The 25066-nt window shown below is 30.4% G+C and carries 21 protein-coding genes; 17 read left to right on the forward strand and 4 right to left on the reverse strand.

The window, feature by feature from the left end:
• Window positions 1-93 precede the first annotated feature (93 nt).
• The 3 genes from hcp to Q9969_RS00645 all read left to right on the forward strand — a co-directional run bounded on the left by hcp (window position 94) and on the right by Q9969_RS00645 (window position 1917).
• Window positions 94-1404, forward strand: coding sequence for a hydroxylamine reductase (gene hcp, locus Q9969_RS00635; RefSeq protein ID WP_305513336.1), 1311 nt, complete (start codon window positions 94-96; stop codon window positions 1402-1404).
• Window positions 1404-1733, forward strand: a complete 330-nt coding sequence (locus Q9969_RS00640) for a cupin domain-containing protein (protein WP_305513694.1) — start codon at window positions 1404-1406, stop codon at window positions 1731-1733. The genes hcp and Q9969_RS00640 overlap by 1 nt, the downstream gene beginning before the upstream one ends.
• A gap of 67 nt (window positions 1734-1800) precedes the next feature.
• Window positions 1801-1917: a rubredoxin-like domain-containing protein gene (locus tag Q9969_RS00645; RefSeq protein ID WP_305513331.1), complete on the forward strand. Its 117-nt coding sequence runs from the start codon at window positions 1801-1803 to the stop codon at window positions 1915-1917.
• Here the strand turns inward: Q9969_RS00645 and Q9969_RS00650 are convergent.
• Window positions 1914-2741 (reverse strand): class I SAM-dependent methyltransferase, encoded by an 828-nt coding sequence (locus Q9969_RS00650; protein WP_305513329.1) that lies wholly within the window; start codon window positions 2739-2741, stop codon window positions 1914-1916. The two genes, Q9969_RS00645 and Q9969_RS00650, sit on opposite strands and share 4 nt — an antisense overlap.
• Window positions 2738-3745, reverse strand: coding sequence for an aldo/keto reductase (locus Q9969_RS00655; protein WP_305553309.1), 1008 nt, complete (start codon window positions 3743-3745; stop codon window positions 2738-2740). The genes Q9969_RS00650 and Q9969_RS00655 overlap by 4 nt, the downstream gene beginning before the upstream one ends.
• A 100-nt stretch (window positions 3746-3845) precedes the next feature.
• Between Q9969_RS00655 and Q9969_RS00660 the strand changes: the two genes are divergently transcribed.
• Window positions 3846-5516 carry a glutamate--tRNA ligase gene (locus Q9969_RS00660; RefSeq protein ID WP_305553311.1) on the forward strand — a complete coding sequence of 557 codons (1671 nt, stop codon included), beginning with the start codon at window positions 3846-3848 and terminating at the stop codon, window positions 5514-5516.
• A 9-nt stretch (window positions 5517-5525) separates the two neighbouring features.
• Window positions 5526-5993 (forward strand): hypothetical protein, encoded by a 468-nt coding sequence (locus Q9969_RS00665; RefSeq protein ID WP_305553313.1) that lies wholly within the window; start codon window positions 5526-5528, stop codon window positions 5991-5993.
• Window positions 5994-6005: 12 nt separating this feature from the next.
• Here the strand turns inward: Q9969_RS00665 and Q9969_RS00670 are convergent, their stop codons facing one another.
• Complete coding sequence (locus Q9969_RS00670; protein ID WP_305553315.1) at window positions 6006-7484, reverse strand: ATPase; 1479 nt, start codon at window positions 7482-7484, stop codon at window positions 6006-6008.
• 190 nt (window positions 7485-7674) lie between these two features.
• On the opposite strand from Q9969_RS00670, the gene Q9969_RS00675 reads away from it, so the two are divergent.
• The 11 genes from Q9969_RS00675 to Q9969_RS00725 all read left to right on the forward strand — a co-directional run bounded on the left by Q9969_RS00675 (window position 7675) and on the right by Q9969_RS00725 (window position 21469).
• Window positions 7675-8895, forward strand: coding sequence for a hypothetical protein (locus tag Q9969_RS00675; RefSeq protein ID WP_305553317.1), 1221 nt, complete (start codon window positions 7675-7677; stop codon window positions 8893-8895).
• A gap of 242 nt (window positions 8896-9137) precedes the next feature.
• Window positions 9138-10370 carry an LL-diaminopimelate aminotransferase gene (locus Q9969_RS00680; RefSeq protein ID WP_305553319.1) on the forward strand — a complete coding sequence of 411 codons (1233 nt, stop codon included), beginning with the start codon at window positions 9138-9140 and terminating at the stop codon, window positions 10368-10370.
• 9 nt (window positions 10371-10379) lie between these two features.
• Complete coding sequence (locus Q9969_RS00685; protein WP_305553321.1) at window positions 10380-11072, forward strand: DUF6882 domain-containing protein; 693 nt, start codon at window positions 10380-10382, stop codon at window positions 11070-11072.
• Between the two features lie 4 nt (window positions 11073-11076).
• The gene (locus Q9969_RS00690; RefSeq protein WP_305553323.1) at window positions 11077-11673 is read left to right on the forward strand and encodes a hypothetical protein; all 597 of its coding nucleotides are present in this window, start codon (window positions 11077-11079) and stop codon (window positions 11671-11673) included.
• Window positions 11670-12263, forward strand: a complete 594-nt coding sequence (locus Q9969_RS00695) for a hypothetical protein (protein WP_305553325.1) — start codon at window positions 11670-11672, stop codon at window positions 12261-12263. Before Q9969_RS00690 ends, Q9969_RS00695 begins: the two co-directional genes overlap by 4 nt.
• Window positions 12264-12393: 130 nt before the next feature.
• A complete protein-coding gene (locus Q9969_RS00700; protein WP_305513796.1) occupies window positions 12394-13413 on the forward strand; it encodes an adenylosuccinate synthetase in 1020 nt (339 codons plus the stop codon).
• 516 nt (window positions 13414-13929) lie between these two features.
• Window positions 13930-16941, forward strand: coding sequence for a type I restriction endonuclease subunit R (locus tag Q9969_RS00705; RefSeq protein WP_305553327.1), 3012 nt, complete (start codon window positions 13930-13932; stop codon window positions 16939-16941).
• A gap of 8 nt (window positions 16942-16949) precedes the next feature.
• Complete coding sequence (locus tag Q9969_RS00710; RefSeq protein ID WP_305553329.1) at window positions 16950-18449, forward strand: class I SAM-dependent DNA methyltransferase; 1500 nt, start codon at window positions 16950-16952, stop codon at window positions 18447-18449.
• Entirely contained in the window at window positions 18439-18930 is a 492-nt protein-coding gene (locus tag Q9969_RS00715; RefSeq protein ID WP_305553331.1) for a hypothetical protein, read from the forward strand. The genes Q9969_RS00710 and Q9969_RS00715 overlap by 11 nt, the downstream gene beginning before the upstream one ends.
• 21 nt (window positions 18931-18951) lie before the next feature.
• Window positions 18952-20184, forward strand: a complete 1233-nt coding sequence (locus Q9969_RS00720; protein ID WP_305553333.1) for a restriction endonuclease subunit S — start codon at window positions 18952-18954, stop codon at window positions 20182-20184.
• A 34-nt stretch (window positions 20185-20218) separates the two neighbouring features.
• Complete coding sequence (locus Q9969_RS00725) at window positions 20219-21469, forward strand: restriction endonuclease subunit S (RefSeq protein WP_305553336.1); 1251 nt, start codon at window positions 20219-20221, stop codon at window positions 21467-21469.
• A 127-nt stretch (window positions 21470-21596) separates the two neighbouring features.
• On the opposite strand, the gene xerA is transcribed toward Q9969_RS00725, so the two are convergent.
• Window positions 21597-23834: a site-specific tyrosine recombinase/integron integrase gene (gene xerA / locus Q9969_RS00730; RefSeq protein ID WP_305553339.1), complete on the reverse strand. Its 2238-nt coding sequence runs from the start codon at window positions 23832-23834 to the stop codon at window positions 21597-21599.
• Between the two features lie 468 nt (window positions 23835-24302).
• Here xerA and Q9969_RS00735 point away from each other — a divergent pair, with 468 nt between their 5' ends.
• Window positions 24303-25055, forward strand: coding sequence for an AAA family ATPase (locus Q9969_RS00735; protein ID WP_305553342.1), 753 nt, complete (start codon window positions 24303-24305; stop codon window positions 25053-25055).
• The last annotated feature ends 11 nt before the right edge of the window (window positions 25056-25066 follow it).

The raw sequence follows: 25066 nt of genomic DNA on the forward strand, positions 1-25066 counted from the left end.
ATAAATTGTTACTTTTCACCATTGAGAAGTGACAAAATCTTTATATATACTTTAGGTTAAATTTATAATTATAAATATTTAGGAGATATTATTATGGCAGATAATGGCTTAGATATGTTTTGTTATCAATGTTCCCAAACCGCTCATGGTACTGGATGTACTATCAGTGGAGTTTGTGGTAAAAAACCTACCGTAGCAAGATTACAGGATAACTTAATCTTTACTATGAAAGGAATCAGTGCATACAACTACAATGCAAATGTTTTAGGTAAATACAATCCTGAAATTGATGCATTTTTAACTAAAGGTTTGTATACTACTTTAACTAATGTTAACTTTGATACTGAGGATTTGGTGGCATTAGCTTTAGAAGCAGGTAAAATCAGTGTTGATGTAATGAGATTACTCAAAGACGCTCACATTGATGCTTACGGCGAACCAAGACCTGTAGAGGTAAAAGTTGGAGCACAAGAAGGGCCGGCTATTATTGTAACCGGTCACGACTTAAAAGCATTGGAAGAATTATTAAAACAAGTAGAAGGAACTGATATTAAGGTTTACACTCACTCTGAAATGTTGCCGGCTCACGGATATCCTGGATTAAACAAATATAAAAATTTAGCAGGACAATTAGGTGGGGCATGGCATGATCAAAGAACAACCTTTAAAAAATACAATGCAGCTATTGTTGGAACCAGTAATTGTGTTTTGCCAGCACTTGATGCATACAAGGAAAGAATGTTCACTATGGATGTAGCGAAACTTGAAGGAGTTAAAACCATAGAAGATTATGATTTCTCAGAAGTAATTGAATGTGCAAGATCTTTAGGAGGATTGGAGCCTGAAGAATTAACTGCAGTTACAACCGGTTGGAGTGCAGGAGCTATTGTTGAACATGCTGATACTATTAAAAGATTAGTGGAAGAAGGTAAAATTAGAAGATTCTTTGTAGTAGGTGGCTGTGACAAAGCAGCAAAACACAATGACTACTACAGAGACTTTGTGCAAAACTTACCTGAAGACACTGTTATTTTAACTTTAGCTTGCGGTAAATTCAAATTCAACGACTTGGATTTAGGCGACATTGAAGGAATTCCAAGATTATTGGATGTTGGTCAATGTAATGATACTATCGTAGCAGTAGATGTTGCACTTGCTTTATGTGATTTATTTGACATGGAATTAAATGAACTGCCATTGACAATTGTTCTCAGTTGGATGGAACAAAAAGCAGTAGCAGTTCTCTGGGCATTACTTTACTTAGGTAAAACTGACATGTGGCTTGGGCCTGTGCTTCCTGCATGGTGTAACGATGATATCATAAATGTTTTGGTTGAAAACTATAATTTGACTCCTACTTCTGGCAATGCTTTAGTCGACATTAAAAGAATTTTAGGAGAATAATTATGGAAAATTTAAAATCAAAAGCATTGGATATTGAAAATTTAGTGCAGTATGAAAAAGACAGTGTAGTAAGCCGGGAAGTAATTAAAAAAGAGCTTGGAACAGTAACATTCTTCGCCTTTGATAAGGGTCAAGGATTATCTGAACACTCAGCTCCTTTTGATGCGATGGTTCAAATTATTGATGGTGAAGCTGAAATAACAATCTCCGGTGAAAAGCACACTGTTAAAAAGGGTGAAATTATTATCATGCCTGCAAATGAACCGCATGCACTTCAGGCTGAAAATACTCCCTACAAAATGATTTTGACCATGATCAAAAGTGATTAAATTCATTATTTGTTGTTAGATATGGTGGGCGATTAATCGCCCATTTTTTTTTATTAAAGGTGATAATATGGCATGGAGATGCAAAGTTTGCGATTATGTATTTGAAGGCGATGAACTGCCTGATGATTATGTTTGCCCTTTATGTGGGTTAGGTCCTGAATATTTTGAAGAAATTAAGGACTAATTTTTTTTATTTTTATTGCACCACCAGATAATTATCCAGTCGGCCTTATCTTTAATGGTATAGTATTTTTCAGATTCCTCATCATATGTTAAAATTCTTTTTAAATAATCCTTTAACAATTCTTTCTCACTATCCGAGTATAAATCAAGTCTGAATTTGCCATTGTCCATTGCTTCTTCAATACTTGAATATTTACGGTAATTCTGCAAGTCAAATCTTTCAATATTTGCATAAATTCCCATATTGAACAGTATATTGAAGAAATAATTATAGTCTGGAAAATCCTCAGTTTTAATGCCTAATTCTTCATCGAAGTCTTTTTCGATTTTTTTATTTTCAGGTCCAAAAATAGTTATGAAAACATATTTCTTGGCTATTCTATTCAATTCACATAATACATCTTCAATTGGAATAATGCCATTTAGAGATCTTGAACAGACAACAACATCAACATCCCCAATTTCATCATAACTAATCTCTTCAATCGGTTTTAATATAGTTTCTATATTTGAAGCATCTTCATCTCTAGCTCTTTTTTCCAAATATTCCAACATTTTCGGGGATGAATCAATTCCAATTACTTTTTTAACTTTTTTAGCTATGGGTATTGTAACAGATCCTTCACCACAACCTACATCTAAGACCGTATCGTTTTCATCAAGGATTAATCTATCAAATAGTGCATTATAATAGTCTTCCTTTTTTGTTCTTTTAAAAAATCCCGGAGCCGCTTTGTCCCAGTCTTTATCTACTTTTTTTGATAGCTTTTCAGCCCAAAATTTTGTCCAGTCAACATCATTCGGATTTTCTATGCATTGTTTCATATTATTGTCCTCCCTTCTAAAACATCCATATAATCGTCATAGTTTTCTTTTAATAATTCTGGAATGTCCAGTTCATATGGGCAGTTATCAACACATTCATAGCATTCTATGCAATCTAGGGTTTTTTTCATAATTTCTTGAGTTTTCTCGTCCAGATTAGGTTCTGTTGGAAATCGCCTAATCCAAAGTGACATTCTAGCACATAAACTGATGTTAATGTCTTCAGGACAGGGCATACAATATCCGCAACCTCTACAAAAGTTGTCACCTAATTCTTTTTTATCATTTTCAGTAATTTTTTTAGTTTCATCATCTAAAAGTAAATCGTTTGGATATGATAGGAACTCTTCAAGTTCACTTAGGCGTTGAATTCCCCATATGGGCAATACATTATCAAATTGGTTAATGTATGCATAACTTGTTTTTGATTGTTTCAAAAGCCCACCGCCCATTGCTTTCATGGCAATAAAACCGACATCTAATTGCCTGCATTTTTCAACAAGCTGCAATTCTTCAGCCCCACTTAAATATGAAAAGGGATATTGTAAGGTTTCATAAAGTCCACTATCAAGTGCTTCATGGGCAATCGTGATTTTATGGGTAGTTATGCCGATATGATTAATTTTGCCCTCTTGTTTGGCTTTTATCATGGCTTTGTATAAATCATCTTCTTCTTTTGGACAAAATGAAATATTGTGGAACTGATAAAGATCGAGATAATCTGTTTTCAATTCTTTAAGGGATGTTTCCAAATCTCTCCAAAATTCTTCAACACTTTCCATTCCGGTTTTTGACGCAATATAAATATTTTCACGCACATCTTCAAAAGCACATCCCAGTTTGGATTCGCTATCGGTATAAAAACGTGCAGTATCATAAAAATCAATGCCGTTGTCATATGCGGTTTTCAATATTTCAATAGAATCGGCATAATTTCTTCTCTGGATAGGCAGTGCTCCAAATCCATTTTTATTAACTTCCAAATTAGTTTTTCCAAGCTTCATTTATTTCATACCCATATTATTCTTAATGTTTATATATCTTCAATTAAATAAATAATATTACTTATTTTTATAATGGAAATTATTGAATTGTGATGATTAAATGAATGATTTAGAAAAGATTATCTATAAACATGCTTTGCTTAATGCAGCTAAACATAAAGGATCTGCAAATCCTGGAGCTGTAATGGGTTCAATCATGTCAAACGAACCTGAACTTAGGAGCAAGGCTAAAGAAATTAGCCCGATGTCCGGTAAAATTGTAGCACAGGTAAATGCACTTTCACCAGAAGAGCAGGCTAGTGAAATGGAAAAATATGGGGTTGAAGTTCAAGAGAAAAAACCTAAAGTAAAAGAAACAGGCCTTCAAGAACTCCCTGGAGCTCATGAAAACATTGTATTGAGATTTGCTCCAAACCCAAGCGGACCGCTTCATATTGGACACTCAAGAGCAGCAGTGCCAAATGCTGAATATGTCAAAAGATATGGTGGCAAATTGATTTTAAGGATTGAAGATACTGACCCGAAAAGGATATTCGAACCTGCTTATGAAATGATTCCTGAAGATTTGAAATGGTTGGGGGTCAATCCGGATGAAATAATTTATCAATCTGATAGATTTGAAATTTATTATGATTATGCTCGCCAATTAATTGAAAAGGGTGCAGCTTATATGTGTACTTGTGACGGTGCAGCATTTAAAGAATTAAAGGACAATTGCAAATCCTGCCCATGCCGCGACAATGATGTAGGCGAAAACCTTGAATTATGGGATAAATTCGACGAAATGGAAACTGGTGAAGCGGTACTTAGAGTTAAAACAGACATTAATCATAAAAATCCAGCTATTCGCGATTGGGTTGCAATGAGGTTAGTTGATGAAGTTCACCCAAGATTAGGTACAGAATATAGAATTTATCCCATGATGAACTTCTCAGTTGCTGTTGATGACCATTTAATGGGAATGACTCATGTGCTTAGAGGAAAAGACCATTTAGCAAACAGTGAAAAACAAAAATACTTATATGGCCATATGGGTTGGGACTTGCCGGAATTCATCCATTATGGAAGACTGAAAATGGAAGATATTGCACTCAGCACTTCAAAAGCTAAGGAAGGTATTGAAAATGGCACTTACTCTGGATGGGACGATCCAAGACTTGGTACTTTAAGAGCTATTGAAAGAAGAGGAATTCAAGCTAAAACCATTTATGATTTAATCATTGAAATTGGAGTTAAAATGGCTGACTCTGCAATTAGCTGGAAGAAGATTTACGGTTTAAATCGCAGTCTTTTAGAACCGATAGCTAATAGATATTTCTTCTGTGAAAATCCGCAGCTAATCGAAATTGACGGTTACAGTGACGGCAAAGTTGATATTGAAAGACCTTTGCATGCTGATCATATGGACAGGGGAAATCGTCATTTGCCGTTTGACGGAAAAGCATATCTTGCACAAGGAGATATTGCTGAGGGAATATTTAGATTAATGGATGCGGTTAATGTAAACATCAGTGGTGATGAGGTAACCTATCATTCAACTTCATTTGAAGATGCAAGAGAAGTCAAAGCCAGAATTATCCAATGGGTTCCAGTGGAAAACAATGTTAATGTTAAAATTGTTATGGATGATGCATCTCTTAAAACAGGTTTAGGTGAAGGTGCACTTAAAGATTTGAAAGTTGGAGACATTGTTCAGTTTGAAAGAGTGGGATTTGCAAGGCTTGATGAAATTGCAGGTGATGAATTAATATTTTATTATGCTCATAAATAGGTGATTTAAGTGACAGTGTTTACAAATGGATTTTCAACACTTCAAATACCTGAAGATTTTGAACCGGTTCCCGGAAAGAATGAATTTACTGAGTTATACTTGGTAAATACTAAAATTCCAATGTCAATTAAGTTTTCAACAACACCGACTCTTGCGGGACTTCCAGAGATTAGGGCGGACATTGAAAAAAATGCGGCCATCAACGATAAGATAGAGTTAATTAATTCAGATTTCATAGCAATAAATGATGATATTTATTATATGGTCGTTTCTTCATTTTCAGATGGTGAAAATGAACTAAGGCGTAATGAATTTTTATATGTAAAAGATGATAATCTCTATTTTTTCGAATTCACTTATCCTTATGCTGATAGGGAATTGGATGATTTCTATTTAAACATTATACGTTCTTTAAAAATAAGCGGACCAAAATATATTGTTGAAAATGGGGAATATAAAATAAACAATAATGAATAAAAAAAGATATTCTCAATATATCTTTTTAATATCACTTGGTTTAATCATAATATTTTTACGTCTGTACTTAACTGAGATATCATCACCGTTTATTGCATAAACTTGGCTTGAATAGGTTTCACCAGCATGGTTGAAGATGATTTCATCACCTTTTTTAAGCACGACTTCATCATTATTTAATTTAACTTTAATGTTGTCTCTTGCAGGTTTGCTTTTGATTTCAGGTATTTTTTGTTTTGCTACTTCTGGTTCTGGTGAGTTTTTAGCCATATTAAATACACGTTTAGTATTTTCCTGCCTTAATCTTTGATCGTGGTATTCTTCATAGCTTGCATCAAAGTCAACATGGGTTTCATTAATAATTGGAGCATATTCATCATACTCATATTCATTAACGGTTCTGATGAACTCGTCCTGCGGTATTTCATCTTGTTTTGGAGGCAATTCCTCTGTTTCACTAGATAATTTGCCTTTGACATTTTGTAAAATTGAAGAGTCTTTAACTTCTTGGAAAATTGTTGATTCCTTAATTTTATTTGTAAATTTATCTAAATCTTTTCTGTAATCTAAATCCATGCCTTCTTCTTTTTCATCTTCTTTAAATAAATCAACATCATCAATAGAAGCTCCAAGTTCATAATCTTTGGTTTTAACTTTGTTTGGTGTTTTCAAGGCAGGTTCAGAGATTTTAGGAGCGTTTTGATTTAATAATGAATCAGTAATGTTGTTTTCTTCAGAAACACTTTCAACTTCTTCTTTTTTGCTGTCTCTGGAAGCGGTATTTATTGCCTCATCAATATCTTTTTGGGATGCAACAGATGGAATTTCGCTTTCTTTTTTATCCTCGTCAATGATGTGTTCAATTGATGTTTCTTTATTTTCCTCTTCAGCAATTACTTCTTCGATTAGTGGTTCTTGAGTTTTATTTTTAATGCTCTGTTTAATTTCATCTAATTCAGTGTCATCTTCAATTTTGCCGATTTTTTGTGATTCTTTTTCTCTTTCACTATCTTTCCTTTTAGATTCCTTGATTAATTCATCGATTGTGAATAAGTCTTTTAATTCGCCGGTGTCTTTATTATTTTGAGTCATAATATCCATCTGGTTTTGTTTAATTGGTTCTTGAAATTTTTCAACATTATCATCGTAATTAATAAGTACTTGATTTTCAGAGTGGTACTCATAATTTGTTAGGTCAGTATTTTCAACTTCCGGAACAATAGGAGCATCATTTGGTTCATCATCATTTCTAAATAAGTTAAGGTTGTTGTCATTTTGAGATAAACTACTGTGTGTGCTTGGATAATTGTCATTTGTATTTAATTTTTCTTTACCAAAGTTTAATGCATTGTTTATGCTTTCTGTACTTGTCAGTATTGATCCTTCTTCGTGTTCTAATTCATCGCCTCGGTAATGTAGTTTAACACTTATTATGGCTATTGCAGCGATTATTGCAATAGTTATCCAAATTAAAATAGTTATCATATTCATTTTTTTCAACCCTTATTTAGTCTGTATATAATTATGTTATATAGATAATTTAAATATTTTCATATATAATTTCTTGGCTCTTTCAAAAACTTTGTTGATTTGAAATTTTTTGATGAAAATTAGTTTGGAATTTTTAATTTTGTCTAAAAATAGTTAAATTTAATAAATAGGTGGAGTAAAAGTTTTTATTATGCCTAATCAAAAAACAAATACTCCAAATAGTATTTTAGATGTTAAACAATATATATTTTGTGATTTTAATGATGGATTTGTCCTTTCAGATCCTCGTTTTGTGAAAATTTTTAAATCCTGTCAAAAGGCTCTGAAATCTTTTGATTTGAGTTTTAAGAAGGATGTTCCGTATTTTAAAATGAGTTTAGCTCGATGCCCTCATTGTGGAACTCGTCATGTAGTTAAATATGGTTTTACAAAAAGAACATTAGTATTTAAAGAAATAGGCAAAACTAAGGTGAAAGTTCAGCGTTATATTTGTAAACGTTGTGGTAAAACCTTTCAAACTGATTTAACAAGTCTTGTTGATAAAAACAGTAATTTTACGAATGAATTGAAAAGTAAATCAGAGCATTTAATTTCAGATTATCTGGGAAGCTTGAAAAATGTTTGTAAATCTTTTAAAAAATTCTTTGGAATAACAGTTTCACATCAAACGATTGAAAATTGGCTTTTTGTTGATGAAAACATTTTAGAATTTGATTTAGGTCGTTGCTCGGGATATTATGTCTTTGATGTAGAATGGATAAAAATCAATGGAGAATGGAAATATCGACACACCTTACTTGATTCAATTTCAAATTGCATCGTAGCCGATGCAATTTACGATACTGAAGATGAAAACACTGTTGAGAAGTTTTTAAGAGAATCTACAGTAAATAAAAATAAAATTGCAATCACAACAGATTTAGATAAAAAATATGCCTCAATTATACCAAAACTAGGTTTTAAACACCAATTATGTATTTTCCATACTAAAAAAAGTTTAAATAAACAATTAAAAACTTTTAAAGATAAAAATCTCATTTCTGACGAAGAATATCAAGAATGCCACAAACAACTGAAAATAATCAAAGATTTATTCGATTTAAATGATTACGATGAATTCAAAAATGAAGTACAATCTTTAATTTATCGCAAAGATGATTTTCATCCAGTTATTTACAAAATAATCAGAAAATCAATCACTCCTCGATATAAAAGCTTTATTCATCACTTAAAAGATAAACGAATTGAAAAAACAAGTAACAAAATTGAAAATGCCTTCCAAAAAACAATGCCAAAATCTAGAAAAAGAACATTCAAGACCAAACGAGGTGTTTTAAAACGAATCTATCGCAGAGATTTAATTTGGAATGACAATCGCAAAAAGGATTTTGAAAATCAACAAAGTTTTTGAAAGAGTCAATTTCTTTTGAATATGACATTACTATTTTTCAAAATAAAATCTTAAACAACTTAGATTTTAATATAACTTTTTTTAAATAATTATTTTTTTCGATATAATTGTTTGGTCTAATTTCTGTTCAAATAATTATTTTCTGATTTAATGTTTAGTTAAAAGGTAATTTTAAATAATCATTCATTTTATATATTTCAAAAATCTAATATAGATTAGATTGATATTAATGAGGATTGATCATGGTTGTTAAAATTAATGAGAACTATCTCAAATTAAAAAGCAGCTATCTTTTTGTTGAGGTAGCTAGAAGAGAACAAGAATTTGTAAAGAATAATCCTGATGCTGATATAATTAAAATGGGTATTGGGGACGTTACAAAACCATTGGCGCCTGCTGTAATTGATGCATTCAGAAAAGCGGTTGATGAAATGGAGGATGGTGAAACATTCAGAGGATATGGTCCGGAACAGGGTTATGAGTTTTTAGCTGAAGCTATTGTAGAGGATTATAAAAAATACGGCGTTTTGCTGGATACTTCAGAAGTATTCATTAGCGACGGGGCAAAATGCGACACTGGAAACATTCAAGAAATCTTTGGAACTGATAATAAAATCGCTGTAACCGATCCAGTATATACAGTTTATGTTGATACTAATGTGATGGCTGGAAGAACTGGGGAAATGGCTGATGATGGAATGTATGAAGGTTTAACCTATCTTAAATGTAATGCGGAAAATGATTTTATTCCAGAATTGCCTGATGAAAGTGTTGATATAATTTATTTATGCTATCCAAACAACCCAACAGGTACAACATTGACAAAAGATCAATTAAAGGTTTTCGTTGATTATGCAAAAGAAAACAAATCATTAATCTTATTTGACGCAGCTTATGAAGCATTTATAAATGAAGATAACGTTCCTCACAGTATTTTCGAAATTGAAGGTGCAAAGGAAGTAGCTATTGAATTTAAAAGCTTTTCAAAAACCGCCGGATTTACAGGAACCCGTTGCGCATACACGGTTGTTCCCAAACAACTAAAAGGTTATGCTGCAGATGGTGAAGAGGTAGAAATCAATCCTTTATGGAATAGAAGGCAAACCACTAAATTTAATGGCGCATCCTATCCTGTTCAAAGAGCGGCTGAAGCCACATATTCTGTAGAAGGCCAAAAACAAATCAGGGAAGTAATTGACTATTATATGGAAAACGCTAAAATTATCCGTGAAAGTTTAACTGATATTGGGTTGGAAGTTTACGGAGGCATTAGCTCACCTTATATTTGGGTGAAAACTCCAAAAAACATGGATTCATGGGATTTCTTCGATATTTTATTAAATGATGCAAATGTTGTTGGAACTCCAGGTTCCGGATTCGGTCCAAGCGGGGAAGGCTATTTGAGGCTTACTGCATTCAATACATTAGAAAATACAAAAGAAGCAATGGACAGAATTTCAAAATTAGAATTTTAGGTGTTGTAATTGAAAAAAATAGAAAAAGCAATAAGTATTGAAGAAGATGATTCATTCAAAACAGTATTGTCCAAATATGGTGCTTTAGGTCTTGACAAACAAGAAAATCTATCTGAATTAATTGGCGAAACCGTTGGAGATTTGGACATTGAAAGGGGAACTGTTCGCTTTGGCGAAATAGTATTTCCAGTTCAGATATTAGGTTTCCATATGCAGGAGTCCAAACAGTGGTCTTGGGCATGGGATAGCGAGGAAATCTTTGGCAGGGATTTAATTCAGGGAGCCCTTGAAATCAAAGCTATTGGAGATAAGTTCGGCATTGCCGAGTTCAATACTCCCATTTTAAATTCCACTTATGATGATTGCCATACTTTAGCGGTGGCCTGTGTACCTATCTTAAAAATGGACGGATATTATGCAGTTTCAGAAGATGGCATCGATATTTTTGTAGCCGTCAAGTCTGATTTGATAAAAGAAAATAATACTGTTGAGAAATTCAGAAATACTTACTATACTTTCCAAAAGAATTTCAATATTTATCCAAAAATCGCATTTGAAGCATATACCAAACTTAAAGGTTATGAATTCAAACCTCATGATGAGTTTTCCCTTGCAAAGATCGGAGAGTCTCGTGTAATGGCGGGATTTACTGATAGGGGAAATGTCACACGGATATTGCTTTTCGGTGACGGGGAAGAGTGATTATATGGATGCTGATTTAGTTGAAGAGATAGAGTTCATGATAGATTTATTGGCTAAATCAGGATTTTTTTCAGCCGATGAAATCATGGAGATACTTGAAGATCAGTTTATGGAAGAAGAAATCGATTTTTCGAATTTCAATATTTCCCTGACCGATTCATCAAATAATAACTTTTCCAAACTGGAAAATGCATTTTCAAGGCTTTCTTCTGAAAATATCGTAGCGATCCACAATTGCGGTTATGATATTGGGGAAGGAGTGGGGGATGCATTTGAATTAAATGTTCATTTGGCTAACAACAGGTTTAAGGCCGAAGGGTTTTGCTTCTATACTTTTGAAGATGTGGAAGAGGCAATTTTTGATGAGAAATTAAGGATAACCTTCGGTGATTTTGAAAACAATGAAATAAAGGCGCTTGAAATCGGCAAAACCGTATCCAAATATTTAAAAGATGAAGATTTCACAGTCAATTGGGATGAAACAATTAACAGCCAAATTGAGATTAATCCTTTCAAGTGGGACAAATTATATGATGAGGATAAGGAATTTGAGATTGAAGGGGCATATGATGTTTTTACAGCTAATCAGGTGTTAGAATGAATGCACGGTCTTTAAGATTAATTCGCGATGTCATTATCAATTCAGGCAAATGGACTTCAATTGAAGTCTCTCAGGATTCAATCTACATGGAGTTCAGGGACGTTGAGTTGGGCGGTTCAAAATACAGGGATGAAATGTCTTTAACTGTTCGTTTTGCTGAAGATTCATTTTTCACAGTATTTTACAATAACATCTGGGATATAGAATTCTTATCTAAATATAATTATAAACACCGATTGCTCAGTGAAGACATATTATTTAAAGTAAAAGAAATAAGATTCATTGATTTTGAATATTTAAACACGTTTTTCTATAACTTTAAAAGCGAAAAAACAGTTTCTTCAGTTGAGGACTTCAATATCCACAACATCAGAAACGATTTTTTCATGTTGGTTGAAACTAATGAGGTTGCATTTGCTGCAGGTGGAAATCAGATGGATTTCTTCACACCATTTGAAAGGCTGGATGATTCCTCTTTAAGAGACCTTTCAAATGACTGGATGCTTTATTTCTTAAATTATCATTTGAAAAGAAATTTGATTAAAGACCCGATGTGTGAAAATCACCCGTTGATTCATAAGAAAAAATAATTGTCTTTTTTGTTAAATTGTTTTGTTTTGTTATAATATTACAAAAGTTTTTTAAATAATAAAGGATATAATATTAGTGTTATGAAGATTTTTATCATCTTCAAATTATTAATGATTAAGGAGTTATTATATGACTTGTAGTATTTTAGTTGGTGGAGCATGGGGGGATGAAGGTAAAGGAAAATGCATCACTTACCTTTGTGACAATGATAAACCTAATATTATTGCTCGTGCAGGTGTTGGACCAAATGCAGGACACTCTGTTGAATTTAACGGAGAAAAATATGGTTTAAGGCTCACCCCATCTGGTTTTGTACATACAGATGCTAAACTTATGATTGGTGCTGGAGTTTTAGTTAATCCTGATGTATTATATGATGAATTTGAAAACTTGAAAAAGTATGGTGTTGAAGAAAGGATGTGTATAGACCCTCGATGTGCAATCATTACCGAAGATCACATGAACAGGGATAAGTCATCTAAACATTTATCTAAAAAAATTGGAAGCACTGGTTCAGGTTGCGGGCCTGCAAACTCAGATAGGGTTCTAAGAACAATTGGCCTTGCCCGTGAAGTTCCGGAACTTGAAGAATACATTACTGATGTGTCTCTTGAAATAAATGAAGCTATTGACAATGGTGAAGAGGTATTTATCGAAGGTTCACAGGGTTTCGCTCTATCCCTTTACTATGGAACCTATCCATTTGTAACCAGTAAAGATACTACAGCATCCACATTTGCCGCTGATGTCGGTGTTGGACCAACTAAAGTGGATGAGGTCATTGACGTATTTAAAGCCTATATTTCCCGTGTTGGAGAAGGACCATTCCCAACCGAAATGACTCAAAAAGAGGCAGAAAGTAAAGGTTTGGAGGAATACGGTGTTGTAACTGGAAGACGTAGGAGAATTGGTTACTTTGATATGGAGCTTGCAAAGGAATCTTGCAGAATCAACGGTGCAACTCAAATCGCTTTAACTTGTGTTGACAGATTATTTGACTGTGCTCGTGTACAGGATTACGGCGAATTGTCCGCTGAAACCAAAGCTTTCATTGAAGATATACAAACTGAAACTGGTGTGCCGGTAACTATCATTTCTACTGGGCCTGATTTAAAAGACACAATTGATTTAAGAAAAGAATTATTATAATTCTTTTTTCCACTATTTTTCATTGATTCATGATTATTTGTGAAGATAAGATTATCTTTTACAAGTCAAACGATTAATTATTGAATAGGCTAATTTTTTAGGAAGAGTCTTATCTTTTCAAGATTCAACAAGAATTCAAAATAATAATCATAGATGTGATATTATTTATTATGAAGAGTTTCGCCTTCGTATCTGATTATTTAAAATAATTAAGTGAAATTCTAGACAGTACCAAAAACATCAAATAAAGTAGAAAATTACTACAGACAAATCAATCCAGAATAAATAAAAATTATACAAAACTAAAAATGGATTTTTGACATTTTTAGACTATTAAATGAAAAATTGGTCTTAAAAACACATAAAAAATCAAATAATTCTATAAAATTTTACAGACTCTTTATTTGAAAAATTAGCTAATATTAATTAATTTAATATAAATATTAGTTGTTATAAAATTATTATTAAAAACAATATTGTTTTTAACTTGTAATATTAAATGGAGCTGGTTATATTTTGTATAATGAAAATTCCTACGAACAATCAATAATTGAATTGTTTCAGAATTTAGGATATAATCATTATTATGGTCCAGATATTGAAAGAGATTATACTACTCCTTTATTCAAATCAGATTTGGAAAATTTATATGATATTAATTTTTCATTAGATGAAGAAGCTGTTGATAAAGCTATTGAAGCTATTCAAGATTTTGGTATTGGATCTTTAGAAGAGAAAAACAATAAATTTATGAATTTTCTTCAAAATGGTATAAATGTAAATTATTGGAAAAATAATAAAGAAGAGTCTACTCATGTTAAACTTATTAATTTTGATAATTTAGATTCTAATTTATTTACAATAATCAATCAATGGACTGTTGTTGATAATGAAACTAAAATTCCAGATGTTGTTGTATTTATTAATGGGATTCCTTTAGTAGTTTGTGAGTTAAAATCACCTTCTCGTGATGATACTGATACTTCAGAAGCATATACTCAATTAAAAAAATACATGAAAGTAATTCCAAATTTATTTAATTATAATGCTTTTTGTGTAATGAGTGATTTATCAATATCAAAAGCAGGAACAATAACTGCAAATGAAGACAGATTTATGGAATGGAAAACAACAGATGGAAGTTATGAAACAACACAATGGGCAGATTTCACGACTTTTTTTGAAGGGATATTTGAAAAAAATAGATTCATTGATATTTTAAAGAATTTTATTACATTTTCAAATGATTCAACTAAAAAAATTAAGATTTTAGGTGCTTATCATCAATATTTTGCTGTTAATAAAGCGGTGGAATCTACTATTAAAGCTATTGGAAGTAATCATAAAGCAGGTGTATTTTGGCATACTCAAGGAAGTGGAAAAAGCTTATCGATGATATTTTATGTAAATAAACTCCAACAAAGACTTGAAAGCCCCACTTTTGTTGTAATAACTGACCGTAATGACTTAGATGATCAATTATTTTTACAATTTAGTAAATGTAGTGACTTTTTAAGACAAACTCCAAAACAAGCATCAAGTATGAAAGATTTAAAAGCATTGCTAAAAGACAGACAAGCTAATGGCATATTTTTCACAACAATGCAAAAATTTGATGATTATGATGAATCTTTAACTGAGAGGGATGATGTCATAGTAATTTCTGATGAAGCACACCGTAGCCAATATGGTTTTGAAGAAAGAGTAAATCCTAAAACTGGTGAAATGATAATTGGCGCTGCAAGAAGAATCCGTAATGCTCTTCCAAATGCAACATATATCGGTTTTACAGGCACACCTATATCAAAAGCTGATAAAAGCACTAGGGAAGTATTTGGAAATTACATTGATATTTATGACATGACTCAATCAGTTGAGGATGGTGCAACAGTACCGATAAGTTATGAAAGCCGTATTGCTGAGGTTAAATTAGATGAAACCATATTGCAAAAAATCGATGATAAATATTGGGAGCTACGTGAACAAGCTGAAGAGTATAATATTGAGCGAAGTAAACGTGAATTAAGTAAAATGGAATCGTTACTTGGAGCTCCTGAAATAATTGAGGATATTTGTCAGGATATTGTACAACACTATGAAAATAATCGAGCTATTGAATTAACAGGTAAAGCAATGATTGTTGCATATTCAAGAGCAATTGCAATAAAAATGTATAAAAAAATATTAGAGTTACGTCCAGATTGGGAGGAAAAAGTAAAAGTAGTGGTTAGTGATTATAATAAAGATCCTGAAGAATGGTATAATATCATTGGAGGTAAATCTTATAGAAAAGAACTTGAAAACAAATTTAAAGATGATGAAGATCCAATGAAAATAGCTATTGTAGTAGATAAATGGTTAACTGGATTTGATGTTCCGTCACTTGCGACAATGTATGTCTACAAACCAATGAAAGGTCACAATTTAATGCAAGCAATTGCTCGTGTTAATAGGGTATTTAAAGGGAAAGAAGGTGGACTTGTCGTTGATTACATTGGAATAGCATCTGAACTTAAAAAAGCCATGAGTGAATATACTGAAAGGGATAATAAAAATTATGGGGATATGGATGTTGATAAAATTGCTTATCCAAAGTTCCAAGAAAAATTAGAAATTTGTCAGGATTTGTTCCATGGTTTTGACTACTCTAACTTCTTTGGTGAAAGTAATTTAAAGAGATCACAAGTTATTTCTGAGGGAGTAAATTTCATGGAAGATTTATCTCGTGGGGAAACTAAAGATTCATTTTTAAAAGAAGCATTGATTCTTAAAAAATGGTTATCTTTGTGTAGAAGTAGGGCAAATGAAAAAGAAAGATTTGAAGTTGCATTTTTTGAAGCAGTTAGGACTGTAATTGTTAAAGTATCTTCTGATAATAAATTATCCTTTAATCAAATCAACAAACAAATTACTGAATTACTTAATCAGTCTATTAAAAGTACTGGAGTAATTAATGTAATTAATGTTAGTGATGAAGTATCCTTATTTGATTCTGAATTTTTAGATAAAGTACGTGCAATGGAATCATCAAATTTAATAATTTCTCTTTTAGAAAAACTACTTAATGACCAAGTTAGTGGTTATAAAACTACAAATATTGTAAAATCAGAGGAATTTTCTGAATTGCTAAAACAAACTATGAACAATTATATTAATGGTCATATAACAAATGACGAAGTCATTGAAGAGTTGATTAATATTGCAAAACTTTTACATGACGCACATTTAGAGGGAGAGAAATTAGGGTTAACTGAAGAGGAATTAGCTTTTTATAATGCTATTGCTTTGCCAAAGAACATTCATCAATTTTATGATGATGAAACATTAGTTAAAATTACTCAAGAATTGACTGAGTCTTTAAGAAATAATCGGACAATTGACTGGCAGAAAAAAGAATCCGCAAGAGCGAATATGAGAAGAACAGTAAAAAGATTACTTAAAAAATATGATTATCCTCCAGAGGATATGAATTTTGCTTTAGAAAAAGTTATAGCACAATGTGAATTATGGGTTGATGGAACAGCATAGGTGATTAAATGGTAGAAAATAGTAGTGAAATAGGATTTGAAAAACAAATTTGGGATGCAGCAGATGAACTTAGAGGTTCAATGGATGCTGCTGAATACAAACATGTAGTATTAGGTTTAATTTTTTTAAAATATTTATCTGATAAATTTGAAGAAAAATATCAAGAACTTGTCGATGAAGGGAAAGGATTCGAGGAAGACATTGATGAATATACTTCAGAAAACATATTTTTTGTTCCATCTGAAGCAAGATGGGAAGAAATTGCTAAAAAAGCAAACACGGAAGAAAATGGCCTTACAATAGATAATGCAATGAAAGCTATTGAAGATAATAACAAATCTCTTAAAGGAATTTTACCTAAAAACTTTTCAAGACCTGAATTAGATAAAAAGAAATTAGGTGCGGTCATTGATATATTCACTAATGTGCAGATGTCTGATAAAGGAGATAAAAAAGATATTTTAGGACGTACTTATGAATATTGTTTAAGTATGTTTGCAGAAACTGAAGGTAAAAAGGCAGGAGAATTTTACACACCAGCATGTGTTGTAAAAACATTAGTATCAGTTTTAAAGCCGTATGATGGAAGGGTTTATGATCCATGCTGTGGTTCTGGAGGAATGTTTGTCCAATCCAAAAATTTCATTGAAAATCACAGCGGAAATATTAAAAAAATCTCTATATATGGACAAGAATCAAATCCTACTACTTGGAAAATGGCAAGAATGAATTTGGCAATACGAGGATTAGAAGCAGACCTTGGAGGACATCAAGAAGATACATTTCTCAATGATTTACATAAAACATTAAAAGCAGATTTTGTAATGGCGAATCCACCATTCAATCTTAAAAAATGGGGACAAGAACAATTACAAGATGATTTAAGGTGGAAATATGGAATTCCACCAAAAGGAAATGCAAATTTTGCATGGATGCAACACATGATTCATCATTTATCTCCAAGAGGAAAAATAGGTCTTGTTTTAGCTAATGGTTCACTTTCTTCTACAAATTCTGGTGAAGGGAAAATTAGACAATCTATTGTTGAAGATGATTTGGTAGAAGGTATTGTTGCATTACCAACACAATTGTTCTATACTACAGGAATACCAGTATGCTTATGGTTTTTAAATAGGGATAAGAAACAAAAAGGTAAAACATTGTTTATTGATGCACGGGAAATGGGAACAATGGTTTCACGCAAATTACGTGAATTAACTGAGGAGGATATTGAATTAATTGCTGATACATTTACTAAATTTGAAGAAGGAACTTTAGAAGATGAGAAGGGGTTCTGTAAAGTAAGTGATTTAGATGAAATTAAAAAACATGACTTTATTTTAACTCCCGGTCGTTATGTTGGATTTAAGCCTGAGGAAGATGATGGAATCCCATTTGAAGAAAAGATGAAAACATTAACTGAGGAATTGGATGAACTGTTTAAAGAATCCAATGAACTTGAAGAAAAAATTAGGAAAAGTTTAGGGGAAATTGGGTTTGAGTTCTAGAGAATATTCTAAAGAAAAAACAATTGATATTATTAATGAAGTATTAAATCAATTCATGGAAAATGATATTATTCTTTTAGATATAGGGGCTAATGAAAGAACAATATCTCATAAGATTGCATGTTATTTAGATAAGAAGTTTGAAAATTTGGATGTTGATTGTGAGTACAATCGTGATATAAATAATATTAAAAATATATCTGGAATTTGTAATAACTTCAATCATGTTCTTCCAGACATTATTGTTCATAAAAGACTTGAGGATTTTAATCATTTAGTTATTGAAATTAAAAAAGATGCTTCAGAATATGATAAAAAAAGAGATATTCAAAAGTTAAATTGTTTAAAAAAGAAATTTAATTACAATTTTGCTTTATTTATTTCTTTTGATGCAGAAAAACAAAATCCAGAAATTACATGGGATTTTGATAGGGAATTTGATGAATTACTTGATATTAATTGTTTTGATGATGAATTATAAAAAATAAATGATGTGATAAATTTGAGTTTAGAGTTTAATGAAGATACTTTAATTGATTTATGCGAATTAGTAACAGATGGTTCCCACCATAGTCCACCTTCACAAGTAAAAGGTTATTATATGGCCTCTGTTAAAGATATGGGAACATATAAATTTAATTATTCTGATTGTAGAAAAATATCTGAAGAGGATTATAATAAATTAGTTAAATCTGGATGTTCTCCTAAAAATGATGATATTTTAATTGCAAAAGATGGATCGCCTTTATCAAATATTTTTATTTACAAAGAAGAATATCCTATGGTTCTTTTATCGTCTATAGCAATCATAAGGGCAAATAAAAACAAGATACTGCCAGAATTTTTAAAATATTATTTAGAAAATCATTCTATTAAAAGATATATTCAAACTACTTATACATCAGGATCAGTTATTCCAAGAATTATTCTTAAAGATTTTAAAAAATTTCCAATAATTTATCCTAATATGGAGAATCAAAAGAAAATAATTGGAATTCTAAGAACTATTGATAAAAAAATTGCTATAAATGAAGAAATAAACAAAAATTTTGAAAAAACTTTGAGTGAAATATTTAAAAGTTGGTTTATTAATTTTGAAATTTATGATAATACTGTTGGAATGAAAATTGATGAAAATTTTGGTGAAATTCCTAAAATATGGACAGTTGAAATGCTAGATGAATATGTTGATTTTGTATCTGGTATTGAACCTGGAAGTAAAAATTATCACGAAGAAAAAGAAGATAATTGCATACCATTTATACGTGTAGGGAATTTAGGATCAAGAGATAATATGGTGTATATAGATAAAAATCTTTCAAAAAATAAAATTTTAGAACCAACAGATATTGTTTTATCTTTAGATGCAACAATAGGAATTGTTAAAATAGGATTGAAGGGTGCATATTCCACAGGTATGAGGAAACTTGTAATAAAAAATGATAATATAACTAAAGTATTTTTATATTGTCTTGTAAAATCAAAAAGAATTCAAAATATTATTGAAACTTTTGCTACTGGAACAACTATATTACATGCTGGAAAATCAATAACTCATATGGATTTTGTTTTACCGGATGCTAAAACAATGAAAAAATTTAACAAAATTGGAGAACCAATTTTCTTAAAAATATTAAAAAATAAAAAAGAAATAACAAAATTAATAAATCTTAGAAATTTACTATTGCCTAAACTAATGTCTGGAGAAATAGATGTGTCTAGTATAGAATTATAATTAGTAAAGAATATTCTGAATTAATATTCTAAATTTGAGTTTAGAATGGAATGTTACAACTGTTGGGGAATTATGTTCCAATGTTTCAAGTGGGGGCACACCAAAAAGTACAAATGAAGAATATTATGGTGGAGACATTCCTTGGTTGAATACTAAAGAAGTTAATTTTAATAGAATCTATGATACTGAAAAACATATTACAAATGAAGGTTTTGAAAATAGCGCTGCAAAATGGGTTAAAAAAGATTCTGTGATTGTTGCAATGTATGGAGCAACTGCTGCAAAAGTAGCAATGAACATGGTTGATCTCACTACAAATCAAGCTTGTTGTAATTTAACTATTGATAAATCATTAGCAAATCCGAAATTTGTTTATTATTATCTTTATAGCAATTATGAAAAATTATTGAACTTAGCATCTGGTGCTGCACAACAAAATTTAAATTCAAATATAATAAAAGAATTTCCAATCAATATTCCCTCTTTAAAAGTTCAAAATAATGTTGTTAATTTATTATCTACAATTGATGATAAAATAGAAATCAACCAGAAAATAAACAAAAATTTAGAGAGTATTATAAAAATTTTTTACAAAAATTGGTTTGAAGATTTTGAACCTTTTAAAAAAATGGAATTTCATAATACTAAGTTAGGTAAAATTCCAAACGGTTGGAATGTCTTACCATTGAAAGATTTTATTAAGTTTCAAGAAGGTCCAGGTATAAGAAATTGGCAGTATGTTGATGAAAATGGTGTTAATTTTTTGAACATTAGATGTATTCAAAATAATGATTTGATTTTAGATACTGCCAACATGATTTCAAAAGAAGAAGCTGAAGGAAAATATTCTCATTTCATGCTTGAAGAATGGGATCTCGTTATTTCATCATCAGGAACATTAGGTAGATATGCAATTGTTAGAAGAGAGCACCTTCCATTATGTTTAAACACAAGCATTATAAGATTTAGTCCAATGCATTCATTTAATCATTATTCTTATATTTATTCATATTTAACTTCAAGAGGTTTTTATCATCATCTTTTAACAATGGGTAGTGGTAGTGTTCAATTAAACTTTGGACCAACACATTTGAAAAAAATTGATTTAATTGTGCCTCCAAAATATATTTTAAATGAATATAATGATTTAATTTTTCCTTTAATTAAAAAAAGTGTAACTATAAAATCAGAAATTACTAAATTAATTAAGTTACGAGACACATTACTTCCAAAATTAATGTCTGGTGAAATTGATGTTTCAGAGGTAAATTGTGATTTAGAATAGGCATTATCTTCTATTCACTAATTTTTTTTTATCAATTTGGTATCATTATTGATTAATTCCATAGATTTAATAACACTGTTATATTATTTTTAATAAAATATAAATCTATTTAATTATCTTTTTAATTTTATCCTATGAATTTCCGATGGGCAAGTTTAACATTACTTTGATTAACCATTGCATATTGCATTGTTGTGTCAATTTGAACATGTCCTAGTAATTTCTGTACTTGTTCTATGGGCATTCCTTTATCAATGGCATTTGTTGCCATTGTTCGTCTAAATTTATGTGGATGAACATTATTTATATTGCATTTTTTACCAAGTTCCCTTAATCTAGTTTCTACTCCATTTATTCCTAGCCGTTTAAATGGTTTATTTAGCGAAACAAATAATGCAGGATTTGTGTCAGTCCTTGTTTGCAGATATTCCATTAAATGTATTTTTGTTCGTGCATCGAAATATACTACTCTTTCACTTTCACCTTTACCAAAAACAACACATTCTCTTTCATAAAAGTCAACATCATTTATGTTTAGATTTACTAATTCCCCCACCCGTATTCCAGTTGATATTAATAATTCTACCATAGAAAGATCTCTTATTTCATCACAGTTGTCTCTTAAAACTTCTAAATTTTCATCGGTCAATACTTCTTTAACAACGCGCCCTGTTTTCACCCGGTGTATTCTTCTAACAGGATTTTTAAGTATGTAATCCTCATCCTCTAACCATGAAAAAAAACTTGAGAATATTCGTCTTATATTATCTATGGTTGTTTTTGATGAATTTTTGGCATATTTATGATCAAAAAGATATTTTCGTAAATCATCAGTTGTAATGTTATAAACTTGTTTTTTTAACTTTAACAACATTTTTTCAATTGTTGATTTATAATAAACAATTGTTTTATCAGAACAACCTTCTACTTGCTTTGCTGATAAAAATAATTTCAATAACTTGAAATTATCTGTTTCATTCATTTCATTATTATTATCAATCAATTCAATATCTTTAAAAGAATTTAATAATGAATTTGTCAATTTTAGATATTGACCTTGATTTAAATAAGGTTTCATTTGGTTTTGTATTTTTGATATTATTTTTGTTTTCATTTTATCACTCCTTAATATCAAATTTTCACTCTTTTTATATAAAATAGGTGAGATAATTTTCAAATCACAATTTACCTCTGAAACATCAATTTCACCAGACATTAATTTTGGAAGTAATATGTCCCTTAACTTCTGCAATTTTTTAATTTCTAAATTGTTGTAATAAATTTCTTTAAATAATGGTTCTGCAATTGCATTGAATTTGGATAAAATGATATCGTCTGGCAAAACAAATTCGATTAGTTTCGTGTCTTTATTATTAATCGCTTGCATTGTTGTTCCAGTACAAAAATTATTTTTAAGTGTATCAAATGTGTCAGATAATAAAAATGTCCAAAGATAATAAAAATAATTATCAGAACATTTTAAACCACAAAATCCAGTAGAAAAAATGTAATTATTCAATAAATCATGGCAGTAATCATCAACCATAATCAATTTCCGTGAATCAATCATTTTTGCAAACCAAATACTTTTTTCAATTGGTTGCATATTAGCTCTACTAGGTTTATTTTCAATGGTTATTAATGTTTCGTCATTTGTAATAATGGAGTTGTCTACATCGGCAGTAGCAATATAAATCTTAGAATTATTAAATTCATTAATTCCAGAACCAATAATAAAGCATGATCTTTTACTGCCCAAATAATCAACAACCCAACCTTTTGGTATTAATCCTAATGTAGATTCAATAAATTCATCAGATAAATCAAACTGAAAAAACCAATTATCAAAAATTTTTAAAATTTGTTCCTCTAAATTTTTGTTTAACTTTTTATTAATCTCGATTTTTCTGTCAATTTCACCTAAAAATGAAGATATTTTCTGTTGTTTATCAATTGAAAAATTAGGTACTGTATAATTTTGAATAGCTTTTTTATCTCCTCTTGGCATCTTTGTTCCTTTTGCATTTGCCATTACATAATTGAAAAAATCATCTGAGGATAAAACATAGTACAAGAACTTAGAATCATAGTTTTCATTAGATCTTAAAACATAAATATCATTAGAACACCCACCTTCCATATCAGAATACCATATTTTTTTAAAGTATGGACGTATGTTATTAATTAATATGTCTTTAGGCATATATTCTCTGACAGACTTTGTATCAGGCAATGAGCTAGCTATTGTAATTCCTCCTTTATTTGGGAGCATATTTTCTGTAGAAATATAATTGCTTTCATTTATTTCAGATACTTCAATTTTTGAAGATACAAACTTAGCAACATCATTTAATACTAAACTCAAATTTATCGGAAATTTAAAATATGCCAAATAAAATAATAAATTTAAATGTCGGAATTTTTATTTCTCAGATACTTGCTGTGCAGGGAATTCTTCTGATATAACTGTGATTCTATATTTATTGTAGTGTATGTCAGATTTTATCAAGTATTACGAATTTGATTGGTAATACTTTTCTTATTTTGTTCAAGTAATAGATTAGTCATCGTTATTTTGATGATCGACTTTAAATATCAAGTTAAATAAAATAATACGTTTTTAATATAACAATTATTATATTGAACAAAATATTAATTTTATTATCTTTTTTAACTAATTGGGTAAATCATAACTTGGCATTATTACTTTCCTCCGCTTTTATAAAAAAAAGTAATAACAAACTTATATATTATTATTACTTTTTATAGTAACTTGAGGCATGTTTATATTAGCATGTTTTAAAAATTATGGGGGGTTTTTACAATACCGAAAGTGTTGATTGGCGGACGGGGAGGTAGTGGTAAAAGCACTATTGTTTCATTACTTGCTCGAAAGCTAAAAAATAATGGAAATAAAATTTTAGTGGTGGATTGCGATGAATCGAATTTAGGATTAAACAAAATTTTAGGTGTAAAAAAATCAAATGAGACATTAATGGACAATTTAGGTGGTAAAGAAGTTATTACAAGTAAATTGATTGATATTATTCAAAAAGAGAATAAGCAAATTAATATTTTTGATGAAATGTCATTAGATAGTCTATCTGGGGAATATGTATCTTGGAATGAGAATTTGGGATTTTTGGAGATTGGTAAAATTGAACATGTAATGGAAGGATGTGCATGTCCAATGGGAGCTGTCGCACGTGATTTTTTAAATCATATTGTAATTAATGAGGATGAATGGATTTTAGTTGATACTGAAGCGGGCATTGAACATTTTGGAAGAGGTGTTTTAGAGGGTGTTGATTTTATAATTATCATCGTTGACCCTTCTGAAGATGCAATATTATTAGCAAATAAAGCATTTAAATTGGCTTCTGAAAATAATAAGAATTTCGGCGCTATTTTAAATAAAATTGATGATAGTATAGAAGAAATATTAAAAAGTAAATTAGATTCTAATATTAATATTTTAGGCATTATTGATTATTCTTCAGATATAGCTATGTCAAATCTCAAAGGAAATTCATTAGAAAGTGTTTTCATTGATGGATTAGATGATATTCTAAAGTGTATTAATTAAAAAGAATATTT

This window comes from Methanobrevibacter sp. V74 (genome assembly GCF_963082495.1).
Lineage (GTDB): Archaea > Methanobacteriota > Methanobacteria > Methanobacteriales > Methanobacteriaceae > Methanocatella.